Below are 18582 nucleotides of genomic sequence, written 5' to 3'. Positions count from 1 at the left end.
TTTCCTGAAATAACTTTATAAGGGTTGTAACCCTTTTAGTGGGTCTCCACTTAATCCCCCTTTTTTCTAAATCACTAAATTAGGGGATCTGTGTGTATGTTTTATTTTGACAATATCTTTTCATGAAAAAAACCCTTCAAACTGAAGGGCTCAGACTGTAGACAAACTCGAAGAAAAGCGAGCTTCACTGTTTTTTTATTTAAAAAACGTTCCAGTTGATTTCAGAAATTCACTCCCTTTCCGCCGACTGTCTGCCAAGTCTCCTCGCCGCAAGCGGCTGCGGTGTCTCGGCTAGCCAGTAATTCGGCAGGAGTGTCTCAAATTTCTTCAATCCAATAAGGATTACAGTAAAAGAACATTAAGGATAATCTAGTCTTATTTTTAGGTAGAACCCCATTCTGTCTACAAACTGAAGGGCCAGTTACTTAATAGGTACCTGAATTCTGTTATGTTTTCATTTTCATTCCTATTAACACGCATTCCACTTTTACAATCGGTTTTCTTGATAATATAAATATAATGGTTACAGGTATGACTAATAAAACATAATATTGGCCACTTTCTTTGATCCAATCATAAATAAATGAGTTATAAACATATTCCAGAAAAAACATATGAAAAAGATAAATAACTAATGTAATTGATCCTATTTCAGTAAAAAATGTATGCTTTCTAGGAACAATACAAAAAAAACAATAAGTTGCTGCTCCCATAATTAAATAAACGATTAACTTATATATAAAACCGAGGGCAATGGAACCTTCCATTAATTCCTCATAACCTAAACGACCATAAAACCACTCTCTCCAAGTAATTTCCCCATAGAAATAAATACCTATAAAGATTAACCCTAGTACAACCCAGCCTATTAGGGCATTACTTTTCTTTTTAACCCATTCAAAATGATTTTTTTCTAAAAAATGTCCAATTAAAAAGAAAGGAAAGAAAAAGAACGTTCTCGACAAACTTAACCATTCATTTACCTCACCCATGTAACCAATTATTAGAGATACAATTATTGATAAAACGATTCCATATTTACTTGAGGAAAATATAAACAATAATATATTCCAACAGAATAAACTTATTAAGAACCATAAGGCCCACCTTGGAGTCAAAATCGTGAATTCAATTTGTTCATCAAATAACTTCTGATAATAGAAGGTATAAATCACCTGGAATATTACATAGGGAATTAATATCTTCTTTATTAGCACCCAGAGGTCCGTTTTACTTTTTATCTTTCTTGAAAAATAGCCGGATACTAAAATGAAAGCTGGCATATGGAATGAAAAAACAAACAAATAAATAGTTAAAATCCATTCGTTTTCTTCTACCATTCTGGCTAATGTGTGTCCCAAAACAACTAGTACGATTAAAACAGCTTTCGCATTATCAAAATACGGATCACGTTTCATGAAATCTTACCTCCTATAAAAAAACTACTAATTATATGTCCTAATCCTCAATTATGGTTTGAATGAAAAAGCCGGCTTCCCACTAATAAAGGATTGCCGGCTTTTTACTAAAGGAACTTCATTGGAGTATCTACCATATCATAGCTTGTTTACAGTATAGTTAATGGAAAATAACAGTTTGATAACAGAGACTTAAATCAAAAAACTACCTATATCAGGGGTCCAACCGCCAATTAGGACCTTCTTATGGCGCTAACGCACCCGTTAGTGACTTGCCGGAACGAATTCCAAGCAGTTCCATACGTTTTCGCCTTATCAAAACGGGTAGTGTATTATAGAAGCATGAGTATGATAAACGTCTCTCTATAGGAGGAATGTTCATGAATCCGGTCATTTTATTTGATGGTGAATGCAACTTTTGCGATTCGAGTGTCCAGTTCATTATAAAGCGGGATCCGCAGGGGCTTTTTCATTACGCTTCACTTCAAAGTGAGGCGGGACAAGAGTTGCTGAAGAAATACGATGTTCCTGCAGATATAGATAGCATGGTGCTGATCGAAAGGGATAAGGCCTACTATAAATCGTCTGCAGCCTTGAGGATATGCCGCCGCTTACAAGGGGCATGGAAATTGCTTTACGGCTTCATCATCGTTCCTAGCTTCATCCGGAACTTCGTTTATGATTTCATTGCCAGGAACCGTTACAAATGGTTCGGAAAGAAAGAAGAAAGCTGTATGCTGCCGTCGCCAAGTGTTCGAAAGCGGTTTTTATAAATAGACTTGTAAATATTCATGTTGATTTAATTAAAGACCGTGGAGAAATAGTTCGCACTTAGGGAAGAAAATCAAGTATTTAGGATTCACTTGGAGGATCAATAAAGATTTAATAAAGGCTAATCGAACATCTTCAGAAGTTTGGGTAATGTTGAACGTAATGACCAATTAACTAAAACCATTAAGAAGCTAAGGAATCTTTATTGGCTTTCTAAAATGTTGCTCTTACGATTGCTTGTTGTTGACCAGTTTTATCTCTCATATCATATCTAAAACCTACAGCTATCATCTCCTTATAACAAGAGATTCGACAAAAGGGACTAAAATAAAAGGCATCCAAACTAATGGATGCCTTCTCCTTTTACTCACTATTCTTGACGTCTTTTATTAAATCATCTCTAAATGAATTTGCATCTCTTTCAAAAACTTTTTCAAACCTTTTTTCATACTCTTCGTAGGTTATCTGACCTTTTTCAGTTAGTAATTCTACTATAGCTTTAACCCTCACTCTACTCGACACTAATTCGTTCGTCATATTGGACAATAAAATACCGATTTTCTCATAATCATCATTCATTTTGTCATCCCCTTCGTTTAATCAATACGACAAAAGGAGACGTTTTCCTGCATATAAAAAGCACCCAAATGTATGGGTGCTCAAATTTAATTAAGTTCATAGCGATTATCATATGTTCTTTCTAATTTGCTCAAAACGTAGTATTCCTTTTTTAATGTTTGCAACTGATTCTCCAACTCTGAATTTATGCCGTTACCCATTTTCTCTACAATTTCTTTTTGGGCTTTTTTATTATCAAACATCTTTTTTAGCACATTCGCATGTTCATCAAATATATCCACCTTTTCTCCCCCTTAGTTTTCATACTATTTATATTCAACTAAAAGGCAAGGATTCCTAATTGTTTATTCACTCTAAACTAGGCACAAGACTTACAATCACTTTATTTGTTGTAGATCATGTATTTCTGTATGCCTAGTTTACAAGGAACATAAAAAACTCCTACCCAATGGATAGACGGTTATGATATATATTCAACGAAAGATGGATATCTTCGTCTTCGAGCATGATATAGAGGTTAAAGCGCTTGTATAACGTTCCCTCGCTTTCTTCAAGATTTTTTCAAGCTGCGGTTTTCGTACCGTTTCCCAATCAGGGAGGCAGGAGCAAGGGAAACCCCTGCTATTACCTCCCTATGGATGTGTTTATGACCGTTACAGTTAGCGCACATGATTTTGCTCCTTCATCACTGAATTTTAAAAAAGGTTGTCAATGTAGCTTTCAGGCTTTTCAGCTGTAACGCCCCTTCTTCAAATCCATCAATGAATGAATCGTTGTTTAAAAATGTCGTTGGGTGCTTGACATATTGTTTGTCCGTCTTCTGGACCTGCTGTGCATATTTTTGTGTATCTGACAATATAGTTTCTAGAGAGTGGATCTTAGAAGCTGTCTTGAACGATTTCAAGGCTTTCTTCTTATCCACTTTCCTAGGATAGAGACTTAACCTTGTTTCACATCTTCTCACAGATTAGGAACAGGTATTATAAAAGGCCTATAAAGAAAATCAATAATTTCCTATAACAGAGGCTAATCAACAAAAAAAAGGACGATCAGCAATCATGGCTTTTCGTCCTTTTCATTGTGTAAATGTGGAGTATCTCCATAAGTGATTGGCCGTAGGATGCGCCATCATTTCGAGCCCTTTGTTTTCCGCTAGGTGCAGCGGTTCCCAGTTTTGGTCATCTGCCTCCTTTAGGTAGACTTCGTGATGGGGTGCCTGATCATGATAGCCGGCTATATTGATTTCGCCATTTCGGTAAAAGGTCCCGATCACTTTATAATCCACGGCAGGAGAAATGATGATGGGGTTGCCTACAGAGTGTGTCAGCTGAATTGTGGTTTTCTCATGATTGGATAATATGTGCTTCACTACAATGTCTTCATCCGAGGCCACTCCTTCCTCGAGGAAATCGCCATCATGGTTATAGGCTTCACTTTTCCCGACTGCTTTGGAAAATTCAATCTCAGCTTTTCTTTCCTTTTCGTGAATATACACATCTACCCTAGTCCGGTAACGGGGTGATTCAGGATCAAACCCGCGGTTGTCTCCTTTAAAATAGGGAACCTTTGATGCAAGATTTGGGTTTTTCAGCCACTCTTCCGGTAAAAAGGTGGTATAGCGCAGCTGCCAATTCCTTTTCCTTTTACCATCACAATCGTTTTCAACTGGCTGTAAAAGCTGTTTTACAGGTCCTATCTTTTTTGTATTCGTTATTTCCTCGATCGCTGCCTGTGCTTGGGATGAACCTTTTTTTACGGCTCCGACAATACTCGCTACAAGGGATTTCACGGCATAGGATTCCTGCTCTGAACGTGGAAGGGGCCGCTTAGCTTTAATGGTATATGTGTATTCCTGATCTTCACTGATACTCCGATCACTGAAGGAACACCCACCCACTTTCCCGATATCCACGCCGTTTCGGTAAACCGTATACTCTTTTATTCCTTTGATGGGCTCCCATTCCAGACTGGCTTGGCCTTTTGCGACAATCGTGGTGAATACCAAATCCAAAAGGATATTATCCTCTTTTTTATTCTCGGCGGTCGTCGATGTCTGTATCTTCATCCTGTTCACTGCCTGTTTTTTTTCATTCAAGCTATCTATCGTGTACGTGTAACTCGTACCTGGAGTCAGTCCGCGATCAGCAACACTTGGCACAGAGCCGCTATAAATCAGCTCTTGCCCCCTAAACACCCGATAGAAACCACCTTCATCAGGCCAAATAAGCTTAATGACATCTTCTTTCCGTTCAATCTTACACATCAATGAAGCCGTTTTGAATACCGCTTGATGCTTCCTCTTATTGGAAAGGAGATAAGCGATTCCCGCAAGTCCGAGAGCAAGCAATGAATGCCGTGCAGTGAATGTAACTCCGCCTACTTTTAAACGGGGGAATGAATAATGAGCGATCAACTTCTTCATCACCTCCTCCTTTTCTAGGTGTTATTTCTTTACCCATTTTAATCTCCAAGCACACTTAGGAATGTGCTGTGAAAGTTATTTCCATGGGACACTTGTTGATGGCAAAAAAAACCGAGGGAATGGTTACTCCCTCGGTCATTTATAAGTTTCACTGAATTATATTTTAACGGCGGCTTTTTTCCCCGCCCTTGCGTCCTGCTTCTTCCCGGCTCATTTTTCCATTACCGGAACCGTCAGAGCTGCCGTCGCCATCTCGTTGATTGGCCCGTGCCTCTCCGCCTTTTTCGCCGATTTCCTGATAGAATTCCTTGCCATGACTGTCGGATGTCGCTTCTCCGCCTTTTTTGCCAATCTCTTGATAGAATTCCTTATCATGATTTTCGGATGTCGCTTCTCCGCCCTTTTGGCCAATCTCTTGATAGAATTCCTTATCATGATTTTCGGATGTCGCTTCTCCGCCTTTTTGACCAATCTCTTGATAGAATTCCTTATCATGATTTTCGGATGTTGCTTCTCCGCCTTTTTGGCCAATCTCTTGATAGAATTCCTTATCATGATTTTTTGCTGTTGTTTCTCCACCTTTACGGCCTGCTTCTTCACGACTCATTTTATCATTGTTGTTAGTCATTAAAAATTCCTCCTTATTATTTGAATTTTCCATGAACTAGCTACATATATCATGTACCCGCTTGAACAGCTATAAAACTAGATTCAGCTAAATCTTCAGGTGCTTATTCTATTCGGCGACTTTTTTTGCGTCCTGCTTCTTCCCTGCTCATTTTTCAATCATCGGACCCATCACGCTGATTGGCTCGAGCTTCTCCGCCTTTTTTGCCAATTTCCTGATAGAATTCCTTATCATGATTTTCGGAAGTGGCCTCTCCGCCTTTTTGACCAATCTCTTGGAAAAATTCCTTATCATGATTTTTTGCTGTCGCTTCCCCGCCTTTGCGGCCAGCTTCTTCCCTGCTCATTTTTTCATTGTTGTTAGTCATTAAAACTCCTCCTTATTATTTGGATTTTTGATGAACTAGCTACAGTTTTATGTATACCCGATAGTTTTGATATAAAACTAGAATCTATTAAAACTTTTCCATTTCAAAAGGAAAAGCATCATGAATGATATCACTCATGATGCTCCCCGCCTATCCTTAACCTGACTTGGGAATCCCTTCTCGCAGGCGATCTGGCAGCTCCACAAGGGTTTCATTCAAAGTATCCAATTTCGTTTCAATCCTATGAAGCAAATAAAGGGTAACAATGATTGGGAACCCAATATCACTGACAAATGGCAGGATTTGATCCACTATTCATTCACCTCACTTCCAGGGTGTCCTACAAAGATGAACTTCCCATTCGTTAGATAAGTTCCACTTCCTCGACATTCCGCTCGACAAGGCGCGCCGCTTTCAAATCGACGAAATCCCCGGAAGATGTAACGAACACGTTCCCCGCAATCATTTGTTCCATTGCCAGTTTAACCGTATTTACTTCGACCGGCTCCTTCGGATTATCAACGGAAATCGTCGCTGACTTTCCTTCCTCCGTAACGAAAATCAGTTCCAGTACTTTTGCCATATCAAATCACCTCCCCCTCTTTCCGGCATCTTTCCAAAAACCGTTTAACCAATCAATGAATACGTATCCACTCGGGTCACTTCACCCATTGGATAATTCTGCACACTTGTAATTGCAACAGCTGTCGAAAACAACTGATCCGCCGTCGCCTCGACCTTGATGTTCGAAAATGACCTCCGCTTGAAAACGAGAGCCCCTTTTTCATTTAACCCAGTCTCAAAGTCAATCCGCAGCGTACTTGATACTGGAATCTGATTTGCCATATCACTCACCCCCTTTCACACTCTATATAAACTTTTACGGTATGAAAGTAGCATGGTCTTGAAATTTCTTCAGGGAAACAGAATAAAAAGCCGCCCATCATTTGGGCAGAAAATTCTTAAATGGGCAACTGGAATCTTGTGGTTTTTGTCTTATTAGAGCAATTTATTTGTCATTCTCTTCAAACATGCTACAAGAAGAAAAATGACGAACAAAGTCGAAGTACTAGACAGCGATAAATAAGATTTAATGAAATTTATATAAGCTTAGGTCCTTGTTGTATATAGTATGATTTTCACATGATTCCTCACCTCCTTAAAAAGGTTGAATAGTTTTAACCCGTTTTTTGAAAAATTTTTTATAAACAAGCTTTGGTTGCATATTTTTGATTTTTAAACAAATAAAAAAGACCACATATTATGGTCTCCATTCATTCTTCAAACAAATGCACCTGTTATAAAGAAGTCACTAGGCAAAGTTTTGATTTCGGAATCCATATCTAAATAAACCTAGAAAGAGAAGATACGCTAGAGTTATCGTAAAAACTGTAACAAGAATTATTTCTCCTACTCCAAGTTCTAGATCATTAAACACATCCCAAATTGTATATGCAGGCACCACAACTACAGTTGATAAATACGAACTTCCAGAATGACTTTGATAATATCTGGATATCACCTTCAATTTTTTGCAATAATCACTGACGCGGTTCTACACGTGTTTGATTGGTTTTGAGCCTTTGCCTTGACGTAATATTAAAACACTTTTTTCTAATTAGAATACCATTTTTGCTTTTCATCTTATTTTTCCTTTACATTACTTTTTTATAACTGACAATTTTCATTTTTTGTTAAGCATTTGGCTTTAAATGGCACGTCATGTTCTCCTTTTCTGGGAAATAATAATCACGAAAGGAAGTGGATGTTGATGTCATTAGAATGGTTTGACAGAGTAAGCGGGGAATTGCAGGATCATCTTCAATCAATTTGTGAGAAATACGACCGCAATGGCAGTATGATCGTGGAGCGCGGGTCGAAGCATCCACGCATCGAGTTTTATACAGAGCTGGATGACAATGAGAGGGATTATTTTTCCACGCTGTTTTTTGATCCATATAATGAAGAATTTTATATGGAATCATTCGATCCGGACCTAGGGCAGATCAGCAAGGTCATCCTTTCAGACATTGAGGATATCGTCGATGCTGTCCACGAGAACTTCCATGACTATCTGGAAGATGATGAGGATGATGCCGATTACGAATATGATATGGATATGGATGATGATAATGATGATTTGTATGATCCAGACGGCGAAGATTCCGATATATACGAAATCGATGTAGATTGGGAAACGCCTGAAGTGACCGCCTATATCCAGGATAATGAAGTGGAGGTCACCTATCAATTCGGTATCGTGCAGGAAACAGGTGATGGTGTGCTGAAACGGATCAATCGGATTCGGACAGCGGATGATGACTTGATAAAGGATGAAACGAATTTCATTTTCAGCAAGGAAGAAGCAAGCACGATCATCGCCATGATAGCCAGTCATATGGATTCACTTAGTGAAATGGAATAAAAAAACAATAAAACCTTGTCCATGATCATCATGGACAAGGTTTTATTATATAATAATCAGTTCATATACCTCTGATAATTGCTTGACCCGTTCCGTATCACTCGCTTCCTTTGCATGCTTAATTTCCTGAGGAAGAATATGGTTAAGGAGACTGGCTTCTTTACCGGATAACTTATTGACGAGTTCTTCTTCAGAATGAAAATGTCCGCTTTTGATTTTATTATAAATTTCCTGCGCTTCAGGATATTGGTCCGTATAGTTAGACAATATCTCACGTAAGTAACCAAGCGTACGATCCATCAAACCATCCCTCTCGAATGTTAGATTTTTGCTTACATGCTATACCTTCCCCCATTTTTTGATGATAAATTCCTAAAAAAAAGATATCCAAGTCAATGGATACCCTAATCAGTCTTCTTCCCAAAACAAATCATCCAATGTACGGGATAATGCTTTACAAATACCGACACACAAACTTAATGAGGGATTATACTTTCCGGATTCAATCAATCCTATCGTTTGCCTGGATACGCCGACAATCTTGGCCAGTTCATCTTGTGACAAGTCCTTTTCCACTCTCGCAAGCTTCAGTTTTATATTTTTCAAGGGAAGGCACCTACAATTTCTTATTATCTTCGCTATTTTTCATTCCGATTTTCTTCGCTAGCAAGTATATACCACCAAAAAACAGAAGTAAAATCGGCAAATAGATCATAACGGAAATAAATGATACCAATACAAAATACCATACGCCCTGGGAACTGCTATCCGCATAGGATACAGCACTATTCACCCCCATGAATATAGCGATGATCAGTGCTAAAGCAACCGTACCAAGAATCGTCTTCCTGCTCATCGGTGTTTTGCTGGTGCTGTCATGCATTTCCACTTCATCCCAGAATACACCTAAGAAAATGGAACGGGCTAAGTAATACAGCCCTCCAGCAACAAGGATTGCGAATTCCAGATATAACTCTCCGCTGCCTGCACCATATTTATATAGTTTGAAAAGTGCACTCACCAGGCAAATAGCCAAGATGACGTAATACATTTCTTTATAAATTTTATTTCTTACATTCTCAACCCGCTCATCCGTGATCTTTTTCGGACGTTTAAATACATTCATCATCGATCGACCTCCATTTAATTCCATCTCTCACCCTTATTATATGATTTATTTAACTTTTCGCAACATATATATTACATTTAATAAAATATATATTGCAATGCACATAATAAAAGGTACCCATACATCAAGTATGGATACCTCACTAGCCTTATTTAGGGTTTTACTCGTAAGTTTTGGGGATTTACTCGTGAATTCTAGGCTTTTACTCGTGAGTTTTGGCGTTTTACTCGTGAATTCTAGGCTTTTACTCGTGAATTCATGATTTTTAAAAAACTCCATTTTGAAAATCAAATGGAGTTACTCTTTTTATCTAAATGATCATTATTCCGCAAACTCCCCCATTAGTTGAAGAATAAATTTATTTTCACCTTTGATTAAGCATATCACTATGCTTATCGATTACTCTTCATTAAGGTGATAGCAAAGTTGAACAACGCCAGAGGAAAATCTTTTTGTATCAACCAGTCTTAGATTCAATCTCTCCTTTATGTCAATAAACAAAGGTTTTCCTTCCCCTAAAATAACAGGGTGAACAGATAACCTAAATTCATCAACCAGCCCAAATCTTATAAAAGATGTAATAAGACTTGACCCGCCATAAAGCCAGATGTCTTTACCAGGGTTTTTCTTTAATTCATTTACTTTTTCAACAATATTATCCTTTATGATTGTCACTTTATTATCCGTACTTTTTTTAGTTTTAGAAAACATACATTTTTCTTTGCCATGAATTAATTTCCAAATTTCTTTTTCAGTATCAGAAACCTCATTTTCCGGAGTATATTGTCCCCATAAATCATAGCTTTTTCTCCCAAAGAAAATAGTATCAATATCATTTAAGAAATCAATGAACCCCATTTCAGGGTCCATAATGCACCAGTCAACTTCTCCTTTCGGCCCTTCAATAAATCCATCTAAAGTAACTGCTAAATCTAAAATTATTCTTCTTGGTCTTTCGTTAATGGCCATACTTTTATCTCCTTTTGTCTTATTGAATTTCCCTTGTTGGAAAAAATCATAAGGCTTCGAACGCTCAACACTTGCGTCTGGCCTAAGCCGGACAAATCGTGTACCAGCAAAGCCGCAGCCTTCGCGGCATTATCCGAATTGAACGTACTCCTACTGCTTTTAAGCATTCATTCAAAAGTTTCTTCCGTTTCGCAAACATGTAGTTTTATATTACAGCTTCTATCATAGTATTAAAAGATTGTATCAAAAACAAAGGAGACTCGCGATGAAAGCAATGGTATGCACAAAATACGGTTCACCCGATGTACTGGAACTCAAAGAGGTAGCAAAACCAACGCCCAAGGACAACGAAGTTCTGGTAAAGGTTCATGCAGCAACAGTGGCTTCAGGGGACATAAGAGTCCGGAGTTTCAAGAGCCCTTTCTTGTTATGGCTGCCGATGCGGATCTTCTTGGGTCTAAGAAAACCGCGAAAACCGATACTCGGGGTGGAGTTGGCCGGGGAAATAGAGGAAACAGGGAAGAATGTGAAAAAATTCAAAAAAGGTGACCAGATTTTTGCCATGACTGGAATGAATTTTGGAGCCCATGCCGAATACACCTGTTTACCTGAAGACGGGCCCATGGCAATGAAGCCTGCCAATATGACCTATGAGGAAGCCGCCGCCGTTTCTTTTGGGGGAACGACAGCCCTGCATTTTTTCAGAAAAGGCAATATCAAGGAGGGACAAAAAGTCCTCATTTACGGTGCATCCGGTTCGGTAGGCACTTCAGCCGTACAGCTTGCCAAATACTTTGGAACAGAAGTTACCGCAGTATGCAGTGCCGCTAATTTTGAATTGGTGAAATCATTGGGAGCCGATAAGGTAATTGATTATACGGAAGAGGATTTCACGGAAAGACAAGAGCGATATGATATCATCTTTGATGCAGTCGGGAAAAGCTCGAAAGCCGCTTGCAAGAAAGCACTGACCCCAAATGGGCGATACGTGTCCGTTGAAGGACAAGGGATAGCAAAGGAACGTACGGAAGATTTACTACTCCTCAAAGAGCTAATCGAAACAGAAAAGTTAAAATCGGTCATTGATAAACGCTACCCGCTGGAACAGATTCCCGAGGCTCATAGATATGTAGAACTAGGACATAAAAAGGGAAATGTCGTCATAACTGTTCATCATGATAAACCCTGACAAAACCTTGCACATGTTTTAACTACCCTTTTGGACATGGAAATACCCCTTAGACAATCGGATCTGAAGGGGTATGACGTCATAATTCTTATATAATTGGGGTCCACTTTCATCACAGACATTCCTCCTTGCAAAATGTTAAGCTGAGGCTATTCAAAGTGTAAAGTCTAGCGGTAAAAATGAATAAATCGCTGTAGTTATTTTCTACGTACTCTTCAATGATGCCCATCCCTTTTCTGAATCTATCGACTAATAAATGCGTGTAGTTTTCATCCCAGGTAAACCGATTGATTCGTTTAAGTTCATCTGCCAAAACTTGAAACTTAAACTCCTCAACAAGAAGTTTCAATTGATACAATTTATCTCTATTTAAACAAAAGCAATTGTTTTCATTTTCATGATTTTCCCGGACGAATGTAATGAAACCATTTATATTATCAGCCAACATATTCGCCATTTGCATCTCGAAGTTCATTTCTAACATCTCCTCAATGTCCAAATCCAATATATGAAGAGTGTATGATTTGAAATGATATTTTAACACCAGCAATTCTTTTTAGAGATAGATTTCCCTATTTCGCAGCGCATTTCCTTCTATGATAGATTTATAAAATGCACCCGTGATTAACTATCCAAACAAAAAAATTGCCCCCTTTTCTTCCAAGGGGACAATCTCACTTTTCGTAATCACATTGAATCCAGGACCAAAGAGATAAGCAGGCCGGCTGCAGTGAATATCCCCGTGATCGGTCCTCCGTCTTCATATGCTTCTGGCATCATCGTTGAGGCAATCATGGCGATGATGCCACCGCCTGCAAAGGCTGCCATCGCTGCCAGGACATAGTCCGGGGCATGATCGAGGAATAGATAGCCCGACATCGAAGATAATGCTGAAATGAGCAGGACGGAAAACCACAGCAGCATGATTTTCTTCTTCGAATAATCGCTTTTGAGCAGACCGCTTGTACTTGAGAGCCCCTCCGGAATATTACTGATGAAGATGGCAATGACCAATAACCAGCTTACCGAGCCACCGCTTATTAAGCTTGCGCCAATCATGATCGACTCCGGTATGGCATCCATCACCGTCCCGATGAAAATGGCTAAGCCCGCTTCCTTCGAAGAGCTATTATTGGACAGTTTCCTCTTATCCGCCCCTTTTTTGGAAATAAGAAAATCCAAGGCGGTAAATACGGCGGCCCCTGCGATGAATCCGATCCCTGTCGCCCAAATTCCTCCATCACTCACCGAATCAGCAAGCAGCTCATATGCCGCGGCACCAATCAATACACCCGTACCAAAAGCCATAATATAGCCAATGATGTTTTTCTTTATCGGTATGAAGATGGCGGCAAGTGCACCAAGCAGGACGGCAGAACCCGAAACCCCTCCCCAAAAGACCGCATTCCACATAGAATCCCCCCATTTCCTTTTTATAGGATAGTGTACCCGGGTTGATGTTGGGGTAAACAAGGGGCCGCTTTTTGCTATTCCAGCAAAAAAAAGCAGTTCTATTCGCTGCCATGGTTTTTGTGTATAGAATAGTAGAGAGTTCTGAGTATCCTATTCTTCGCCGCCTTATATGACTGATATTTGCGGTTTTCCTTCTTCTCTTTCACTAACCTTTTCGATTTTATCGACAAACATTTGAAAAACCTTTCTCTTTTCTTCCAGCTCTTTTATCGATTCTTTCAATTCATTCAATTTTTGTTCAAAAGGTTTATGATAGAGCTCGCGGATGTTTCGAATAATTTCATCATTTATAGTGGATTGTACAACCTGTTTGGTAATATTGAATTTATAGGAATAAACCTGAAGTTCACGCTTTACTTCTTCATACTCTTTTTCTATCCCATTTAACACATCACTGATTTCTTCATTCCATTCTACTAAAGCCTTTTTCACATGTTCCTCCACCCTTATTTCCCCCTCTTTAACTAACAAAAATCCATCTCGATAAAAACTTATTGTATCAAAAGTTCATTTCGGTTTCTTTTCGGCTTAGTTACTTAACATATAAGTTTTATTAAAAACAGATAACAGCTTACAACAAGTTATGAAACACTTTTGAAAAATCACATAGAATGAAACATGACAACTATAACCTATGGAGGTGTTCAGACTGATTCATACAGTTAAACCAGGTGAAACACTGACACAGATATCCAGGGACTATCGTACACCGCTATCTGAAATCATCACTGCTAACCCGACCATAAACCCAAATGTCATTTTTATTGGTCAGCCCATTGTTATCCCTGGTTTTCCTCCTCCTGATACCATTCCGTTTCAGATCGATGTGTCCGTTAACAATCGCAGGCTTAGGCTGCTAAAAAATGGAGTACTGCAAAAGCAATATCCAATTGCCGTTGGAAGAATGCTGTCCGGTACACCAGTAGGACAGTTCATCATTATCAATAAAGCCCCCAACCCCGGAGGCCCATTCGGGACAATGTGGATGAGTTTATCCAAGGAGCACTACGGCATTCATGGAACGAATGACCCCAGCTCGATTGGTAAAGCTGTCTCAAAAGGCTGTATTCGCATGCATAATCGGGACGTGGAGGAATTATCAAGGACTGTTCCAATCGGGACATTGGTTACGATTCATCCTTAATTTTCTTAAGTGTGTAGGGAAACCTGTACACTTTTTTAACCTCTATTTTTTCATATTCATAAGAAAGACCAGTCCCTAAAATTTAGAGTACTGGTCTTTCTTACTTTGTTTTCTTTACATTATTAAGGTTTTACCAATAAACTGCCAAACATCAAATGATCATCCGTTTTTATATCAAATGATTTGATCAACTCAAAATTATTTATATTATATACATATACTTTATCATCACTGCTTAATACCATAGTATCTTTATCTATTACGACGTCTCGTATTGTATGTTTAAAAGTAACTACATCTTCTATTTGATGATCATCCATTCCCATTATGGCAATGGAATGATGATCGGATTCTAAATCTTGTTCTACAATATATAATTTATTATCCACTTCCTTTAAATATCTTGGATCGTTAAAGGGCAATTCAAGCAATTCCTTGCTCCCATTCAGTAAATCATTTACGATTACTTTATCTGTCGAAGAATCATTTTCATCGCTATTGGGGATCATATACAATTTATCACCCTTTAGTACAGCATCATATGAAACTGAGTAATCCTCTATCCTATATTCCTTTTCTATATTAAACGTATCGTCATCTAAAATTCGTATTTTCATACCTTGTTTTCCCGCCTTATCAGATATAAGTACGAGTTTTTCTCCATAAGGGATCAAATGGAGCAATACACTATCGTCTTCTATTACGATTTGTTTGATCTTTTTATGATCAGATAAACTTGATTTGATTATAGGTGATTCACCTGGTGCTGAATAAAATGTATATAGCCTATTTTTCTGAATTAAAAATCCAGTATAACTATACATTTCACCAATATTTGATGGGATCTTTTTCACTTCCAACGTTTCACTATCTATCTCTAAAATAAAATCTTGAGCTTTTAAATCTGAACAAGCGCCAATATACCATTTTCCATTAACATAGTAGGGTCCAGTTAAAGCTGAGGCACCATTTTCATCTATACCACTTGCCTTTAGTTTTTTACTGCCAAGAAACTTACCTTCCTCATCATATAATTGAAGTTTACCATTCAGTTGTTGGTTTGATAAAATGACCCCATACTTATAATTTTCAATCGAGGTATCACTCGCTTGAGAACTGCAGCTTGCCGTTAATAATAACCCTATCATGGTACATATAAGACACATGATTTTTTTCATAAATTAGCATCCTTTAAAATTTTTTTTGATGCTTACACCGTTTTTAAAATTAAATAGACATATTATGAAGCTGAACATTTTTGACAATTATATATACACATTGTTTATATATGACAATAAAACTATTTAGTAAACTTATAAATTGTATACGTTTTAGTGGTATTTACTATATCAGCAGGTGTTACAATTCCACCTAACCAGTTTACATTGACTCCCGTTTTCGTTTTATACGCTTTATATACTAATTGAGAGCAATAGAACTTATTTGTATTTTCAATATCAAAGAAGTTCATATTATATGGCTTTCCTTTTTTGGAAACAGCCCAATCGGCTGCCGCTGCATCCTGAGAAGCAGAGGTACCAGAAGTAGTAACTCCCCAAACTTTTTTGTATCTTGTAGTCCATTTAGCAGAGTTATATTGAACTCCACCATCCGGAAAGCTTTCGATCGCTTGCCCCTTCTTAGTAACTATTCCTGCATGACCAACAAGGCTATCCACTCTAAGACCATCGGTTACTAAAATAACTCCCTTTCTAGTCGGATAGGTTCCTGATGTAGCCAATGTTTCAGGAGCACTTTTCAAGCTTGCATCCACTTCTTTATCATTGTATATTTTGGTATCACCATTATTTATACTTTCCTCAAACTCCTGAAAATCATGAAGTTGTTCTTCTATGGATGGCATTTTTGTATTAGGTTCCTTCTCACTTGCAAATGTTGGTGTCGAAAATATTCCAAGAATAACAAGGGATGAAAATATGGATATGCTTCTTTTCAGTTTCATAAAAACAACTCCCTTAAGATATTTTGGTTAAGTTCAACTTCATAATATGGCTATTTGGCTTAATTTAAGTTTTCAAAGTATCTTCCCTCCTTATTAAATAACCATGATTTTCATCCTAGTTCCATAGTACCACTAAATACTTTCTATTATTTTCAAAATTATGATAATTCTGTGTATATGTGCTTTTTAGTGCGAACTAAAAGTAATGGGTTGATGGTAGGGTAAACGGAGATTAGGAAAAGGTAGCATGATGGGGGAAGTTTTTTTACTATCACAAATTCCCGCACAAAAAGGCAGGGATTTCCCCTGCCAGTACAATAGTTTCGTTCTATCACTCAATTCATATTGATGGGCCAATAATAAAACACTAGCGTAACCATGATGATCATGACGCCGCTGATCATTAAATAGGCTGGGTATCTGCGGGTGATGTTCATTTCTTTTTGCTCGTTTATTTCAATGGGGACTTGAAGGATATTTGCATGAAACTCCTTTTCTTCGATGGTGATCGTTCCATACTTGGAGCCAAGTATCAGTGCACCTATGCTTAGGATTAAACCGATGATTACAGGATTAAAGTAGACAGGAAGGCTTATTCCGAACATACCGAGGCTTTCTCCGAGTATCACACCAAAGAAGCCGAATACGATACTCCAAAAGGCTCCTTCTTTCGTTACCTTCTTTGAAAATACACTTGATATGGCAATCGGCCCCCATGATGCCGCAAATAATGTAGCCGCAAAGTAGCCAATCCACATGACGGCAGGCGGCTGGAATAATCCAATCAATAAGATGATCAAGCTGATCACAACCATGGAAATGCGGCTGGCCCTTAATAGATGGTGATCTGTATATTCTTTTTTTCGTGATTGTTCCATGATATCCCGTGTAATGCTGCTTCCTATTATCTGAAGGAAACTTGAACAGGAAGATAATGCCGCAGCCATGATGCCGCTAACGATTATGACTCCAAGCCATGTCGGGACAATATTCATCGCTGCCCAAATGAATACCTTTTCCGTCGGTGCGATGTCCGCTTTGATGGTGGTGATTGTCGATATGCTGATATGGAGGAACAAATAGACGGTCAAAATGGATATGGTGGCCCAAACGCCAGCCCTGATGGCTACGTGTTCATTTCTTGCCATTAAATATCGGCTGCTTTGCCATGGACTCACTGCTATAACAATGCCCCAGACTAAGCCCATGATGACGGCCCAGGCCAACGCTTCCCAAGGTGTGCCCATCGTTGCGGCAGGTCCGGTAATGCCATGCCAGCTTAATAAATCAGGCCGTTCAGCAAGATTTGCCGCTTTCGTAACGGCATCAGGAAACCCGCCTGCGGATTTGATGATATAAGGAAAACTAAGATACGTTGCGATTGAGAATAAAAAGAACATCACCGTATCATTGACCATGACCCCCTTCGCTCCTGAGAGAATGGTGAAGGATGAATACACGACCCACATGATCACCAGGGCCATTGGATAGGAAACACCAGAAACCTCGGCCAATAAAACGGCTGCCCCTTGAGTAACGGCAACCAAGTATGCAGCGATACCGAGAATCGTCGTGATCGCAGCCGCCAGCCTTACCTTCTTTGAATGAAAGCGGTTACCAAAAAATTCAGGAACGGTCAATGATTTGCTTCTTCTTAAATACCTGCCAAACAGAAACACTCCGAATATATAGCCGCTTGCATTAAAAATTACGAGGATAAGCAGCAGGATTGGATACCCTTCATAGGAAAATCCCGCTTCACCCATGAAGGATACGGTGCTTAGGAAAGAGGCAACAAGCGTACCGGTTATCATCAATGTGTTTCCGCTTCGACCAGAAACATAGTACTCCTCTGAGCTTTTCACTTTCCTGAATAAAAAGATGCCGATCGAGACATAAACACAAAAGGATACGATAATGCCAAGTAGAAAGGCCACTTACATCCCCACCTTTTCAATCGGATCTTTTGCTTTTATCTCTTCTTGATTCTTTTTCATTTTTACTAGGAAAACCTTCGTGATCCACCCCATGACAATTAAGGAACCCCCATAACTTAAAGAGAAAATTAACTCACCCATTTCTTGACCCCCTTATCAAAATAGAAA

Annotated in this window: 25 protein-coding genes; 4 read left to right on the top strand and 21 right to left on the bottom strand. The window is 38.7% G+C overall.

Going from position 1 to position 18582, the window contains the following annotated elements:
* Positions 1-446: 446 nt before the first annotated feature.
* Positions 447-1418, bottom strand: a complete 972-nt coding sequence (locus Q8G36_RS07955) for an acyltransferase family protein (protein ID WP_305159529.1) — start codon at positions 1416-1418, stop codon at positions 447-449.
* A gap of 380 nt (positions 1419-1798) precedes the next feature.
* Here Q8G36_RS07955 and Q8G36_RS07950 point away from each other — a divergent pair, with 380 nt between their 5' ends.
* Positions 1799-2191 carry a thiol-disulfide oxidoreductase DCC family protein gene (locus tag Q8G36_RS07950; RefSeq protein ID WP_137020835.1) on the top strand — a complete coding sequence of 131 codons (393 nt, stop codon included), beginning with the start codon at positions 1799-1801 and terminating at the stop codon, positions 2189-2191.
* Positions 2192-2552: 361 nt separating this feature from the next.
* On the opposite strand, the gene Q8G36_RS07945 is transcribed toward Q8G36_RS07950, so the two are convergent.
* The 9 genes from Q8G36_RS07945 to Q8G36_RS07905 all read right to left on the bottom strand — a co-directional run bounded on the left by Q8G36_RS07945 (position 2553) and on the right by Q8G36_RS07905 (position 7031).
* Positions 2553-2768, bottom strand: a complete 216-nt coding sequence (locus Q8G36_RS07945) for a hypothetical protein (RefSeq protein ID WP_305159528.1) — start codon at positions 2766-2768, stop codon at positions 2553-2555.
* Positions 2769-2854: 86 nt separating this feature from the next.
* Positions 2855-3049 (bottom strand): hypothetical protein, encoded by a 195-nt coding sequence (locus Q8G36_RS07940; RefSeq protein WP_305159527.1) that lies wholly within the window; start codon positions 3047-3049, stop codon positions 2855-2857.
* A 404-nt stretch (positions 3050-3453) separates the two neighbouring features.
* On the bottom strand, positions 3454-3672 hold the full coding sequence (locus Q8G36_RS07935; RefSeq protein ID WP_305159526.1) for a hypothetical protein: 219 nt from the start codon (positions 3670-3672) through the stop codon (positions 3454-3456).
* Positions 3673-3843: 171 nt separating this feature from the next.
* Entirely contained in the window at positions 3844-5190 is a 1347-nt protein-coding gene (locus tag Q8G36_RS07930) for a DUF3238 domain-containing protein (protein WP_305159525.1), read from the bottom strand.
* A gap of 163 nt (positions 5191-5353) precedes the next feature.
* The gene (locus Q8G36_RS07925) at positions 5354-5818 is read right to left on the bottom strand and encodes a KGG domain-containing protein (RefSeq protein ID WP_305159524.1); all 465 of its coding nucleotides are present in this window, start codon (positions 5816-5818) and stop codon (positions 5354-5356) included.
* 154 nt (positions 5819-5972) lie between these two features.
* Positions 5973-6185 carry a KGG domain-containing protein gene (locus Q8G36_RS07920; protein ID WP_133350180.1) on the bottom strand — a complete coding sequence of 71 codons (213 nt, stop codon included), beginning with the start codon at positions 6183-6185 and terminating at the stop codon, positions 5973-5975.
* A gap of 156 nt (positions 6186-6341) precedes the next feature.
* A complete protein-coding gene (locus tag Q8G36_RS07915) occupies positions 6342-6497 on the bottom strand; it encodes a YvrJ family protein (protein WP_057913045.1) in 156 nt (51 codons plus the stop codon).
* Positions 6498-6549: 52 nt separating this feature from the next.
* Entirely contained in the window at positions 6550-6768 is a 219-nt protein-coding gene (locus Q8G36_RS07910; protein WP_305159523.1) for a DUF2922 domain-containing protein, read from the bottom strand.
* Between the two features lie 44 nt (positions 6769-6812).
* On the bottom strand, positions 6813-7031 hold the full coding sequence (locus Q8G36_RS07905; protein ID WP_305159522.1) for a DUF1659 domain-containing protein: 219 nt from the start codon (positions 7029-7031) through the stop codon (positions 6813-6815).
* A gap of 925 nt (positions 7032-7956) precedes the next feature.
* Between Q8G36_RS07905 and Q8G36_RS07900 the strand changes: the two genes are divergently transcribed.
* Positions 7957-8610, top strand: coding sequence for a hypothetical protein (locus tag Q8G36_RS07900; protein WP_305159521.1), 654 nt, complete (start codon positions 7957-7959; stop codon positions 8608-8610).
* Positions 8611-8655: 45 nt separating this feature from the next.
* On the opposite strand, the gene Q8G36_RS07895 is transcribed toward Q8G36_RS07900, so the two are convergent.
* The 4 genes from Q8G36_RS07895 to Q8G36_RS07880 form a co-directional block, all read right to left on the bottom strand.
* Entirely contained in the window at positions 8656-8910 is a 255-nt protein-coding gene (locus tag Q8G36_RS07895) for a sigma-G-dependent sporulation-specific acid-soluble spore protein CsgA (RefSeq protein ID WP_305159520.1), read from the bottom strand.
* 108 nt (positions 8911-9018) lie between these two features.
* On the bottom strand, positions 9019-9216 hold the full coding sequence (locus tag Q8G36_RS07890; RefSeq protein ID WP_063235187.1) for a helix-turn-helix transcriptional regulator: 198 nt from the start codon (positions 9214-9216) through the stop codon (positions 9019-9021).
* A gap of 10 nt (positions 9217-9226) precedes the next feature.
* Positions 9227-9739, bottom strand: coding sequence for a DUF6773 family protein (locus Q8G36_RS07885; protein WP_305159519.1), 513 nt, complete (start codon positions 9737-9739; stop codon positions 9227-9229).
* A gap of 399 nt (positions 9740-10138) precedes the next feature.
* The gene (locus Q8G36_RS07880) at positions 10139-10708 is read right to left on the bottom strand and encodes a dihydrofolate reductase family protein (RefSeq protein WP_305159518.1); all 570 of its coding nucleotides are present in this window, start codon (positions 10706-10708) and stop codon (positions 10139-10141) included.
* A 265-nt stretch (positions 10709-10973) separates the two neighbouring features.
* Here Q8G36_RS07880 and Q8G36_RS07875 point away from each other — a divergent pair, with 265 nt between their 5' ends.
* Complete coding sequence (locus Q8G36_RS07875) at positions 10974-11897, top strand: NAD(P)-dependent alcohol dehydrogenase (protein WP_305159517.1); 924 nt, start codon at positions 10974-10976, stop codon at positions 11895-11897.
* Between the two features lie 112 nt (positions 11898-12009).
* Here Q8G36_RS07875 and Q8G36_RS07870 read toward each other — a convergent pair whose 3' ends face one another.
* The 3 genes from Q8G36_RS07870 to Q8G36_RS07860 form a co-directional block, all read right to left on the bottom strand.
* A complete protein-coding gene (locus Q8G36_RS07870; protein ID WP_305159516.1) occupies positions 12010-12372 on the bottom strand; it encodes a hypothetical protein in 363 nt (120 codons plus the stop codon).
* A gap of 212 nt (positions 12373-12584) precedes the next feature.
* Positions 12585-13310 carry a ZIP family metal transporter gene (locus Q8G36_RS07865; protein WP_305159515.1) on the bottom strand — a complete coding sequence of 242 codons (726 nt, stop codon included), beginning with the start codon at positions 13308-13310 and terminating at the stop codon, positions 12585-12587.
* Positions 13311-13475: 165 nt separating this feature from the next.
* Positions 13476-13814 carry a hypothetical protein gene (locus Q8G36_RS07860; RefSeq protein ID WP_048687716.1) on the bottom strand — a complete coding sequence of 113 codons (339 nt, stop codon included), beginning with the start codon at positions 13812-13814 and terminating at the stop codon, positions 13476-13478.
* A 205-nt stretch (positions 13815-14019) separates the two neighbouring features.
* Here Q8G36_RS07860 and Q8G36_RS07855 point away from each other — a divergent pair, with 205 nt between their 5' ends.
* Positions 14020-14514, top strand: coding sequence for a L,D-transpeptidase family protein (locus tag Q8G36_RS07855; protein WP_305159664.1), 495 nt, complete (start codon positions 14020-14022; stop codon positions 14512-14514).
* Between the two features lie 122 nt (positions 14515-14636).
* On the opposite strand, the gene Q8G36_RS07850 is transcribed toward Q8G36_RS07855, so the two are convergent.
* The 4 genes from Q8G36_RS07850 to Q8G36_RS07835 all read right to left on the bottom strand — a co-directional run bounded on the left by Q8G36_RS07850 (position 14637) and on the right by Q8G36_RS07835 (position 18555).
* A complete protein-coding gene (locus tag Q8G36_RS07850) occupies positions 14637-15692 on the bottom strand; it encodes a hypothetical protein (protein ID WP_305159514.1) in 1056 nt (351 codons plus the stop codon).
* Between the two features lie 122 nt (positions 15693-15814).
* Positions 15815-16477: a YiiX/YebB-like N1pC/P60 family cysteine hydrolase gene (locus tag Q8G36_RS07845; protein ID WP_305159513.1), complete on the bottom strand. Its 663-nt coding sequence runs from the start codon at positions 16475-16477 to the stop codon at positions 15815-15817.
* Between the two features lie 335 nt (positions 16478-16812).
* Positions 16813-18414, bottom strand: coding sequence for a sodium:solute symporter family protein (locus Q8G36_RS07840; protein WP_305159512.1), 1602 nt, complete (start codon positions 18412-18414; stop codon positions 16813-16815).
* A complete protein-coding gene (locus tag Q8G36_RS07835; protein ID WP_214793556.1) occupies positions 18415-18555 on the bottom strand; it encodes a hypothetical protein in 141 nt (46 codons plus the stop codon).
* Positions 18556-18582 lie beyond the last annotated feature (27 nt).

The organism is Peribacillus frigoritolerans (assembly GCF_030676415.1).
GTDB classification, from domain to species: domain Bacteria; phylum Bacillota; class Bacilli; order Bacillales; family DSM-1321; genus Peribacillus; species Peribacillus frigoritolerans_A.
The sequence above is the reverse complement of the archived record's forward strand: the minus strand, read 5'-3'. Positions and strand labels throughout refer to the sequence as shown.

Bases quoted from the DNA above. Each gene is read 5' to 3' on its own strand.
- Q8G36_RS07955 (WP_305159529.1), bottom strand. From the start codon at position 1,418: ATGAAACGTGATCCGTATTTTGATAATGCGAAAGCTGTTTTAATCGTA.
- Q8G36_RS07950 (WP_137020835.1), top strand. From the start codon at position 1,799: ATGAATCCGGTCATTTTATTTGATGGTGAATGCAACTTTTGCGATTCG.
- Q8G36_RS07945 (WP_305159528.1), bottom strand. From the start codon at position 2,768: ATGAATGATGATTATGAGAAAATCGGTATTTTATTGTCCAATATGACG.
- Q8G36_RS07930 (WP_305159525.1), bottom strand. From the start codon at position 5,190: ATGAAGAAGTTGATCGCTCATTATTCATTCCCCCGTTTAAAAGTAGGC.
- Q8G36_RS07925 (WP_305159524.1), bottom strand. From the start codon at position 5,818: ATGACTAACAACAATGATAAAATGAGTCGTGAAGAAGCAGGCCGTAAA.
- Q8G36_RS07920 (WP_133350180.1), bottom strand. From the start codon at position 6,185: ATGACTAACAACAATGAAAAAATGAGCAGGGAAGAAGCTGGCCGCAAA.
- Q8G36_RS07910 (WP_305159523.1), bottom strand. From the start codon at position 6,768: ATGGCAAAAGTACTGGAACTGATTTTCGTTACGGAGGAAGGAAAGTCA.
- Q8G36_RS07905 (WP_305159522.1), bottom strand. From the start codon at position 7,031: ATGGCAAATCAGATTCCAGTATCAAGTACGCTGCGGATTGACTTTGAG.
- Q8G36_RS07900 (WP_305159521.1), top strand. From the start codon at position 7,957: ATGTCATTAGAATGGTTTGACAGAGTAAGCGGGGAATTGCAGGATCAT.
- Q8G36_RS07895 (WP_305159520.1), bottom strand. From the start codon at position 8,910: ATGGATCGTACGCTTGGTTACTTACGTGAGATATTGTCTAACTATACG.
- Q8G36_RS07885 (WP_305159519.1), bottom strand. From the start codon at position 9,739: ATGATGAATGTATTTAAACGTCCGAAAAAGATCACGGATGAGCGGGTT.
- Q8G36_RS07880 (WP_305159518.1), bottom strand. From the start codon at position 10,708: ATGGCCATTAACGAAAGACCAAGAAGAATAATTTTAGATTTAGCAGTT.
- Q8G36_RS07875 (WP_305159517.1), top strand. From the start codon at position 10,974: ATGAAAGCAATGGTATGCACAAAATACGGTTCACCCGATGTACTGGAA.
- Q8G36_RS07870 (WP_305159516.1), bottom strand. From the start codon at position 12,372: ATGAACTTCGAGATGCAAATGGCGAATATGTTGGCTGATAATATAAAT.
- Q8G36_RS07865 (WP_305159515.1), bottom strand. From the start codon at position 13,310: ATGTGGAATGCGGTCTTTTGGGGAGGGGTTTCGGGTTCTGCCGTCCTG.
- Q8G36_RS07850 (WP_305159514.1), bottom strand. From the start codon at position 15,692: ATGAAAAAAATCATGTGTCTTATATGTACCATGATAGGGTTATTATTA.
- Q8G36_RS07845 (WP_305159513.1), bottom strand. From the start codon at position 16,477: ATGAAACTGAAAAGAAGCATATCCATATTTTCATCCCTTGTTATTCTT.
- Q8G36_RS07835 (WP_214793556.1), bottom strand. From the start codon at position 18,555: ATGGGTGAGTTAATTTTCTCTTTAAGTTATGGGGGTTCCTTAATTGTC.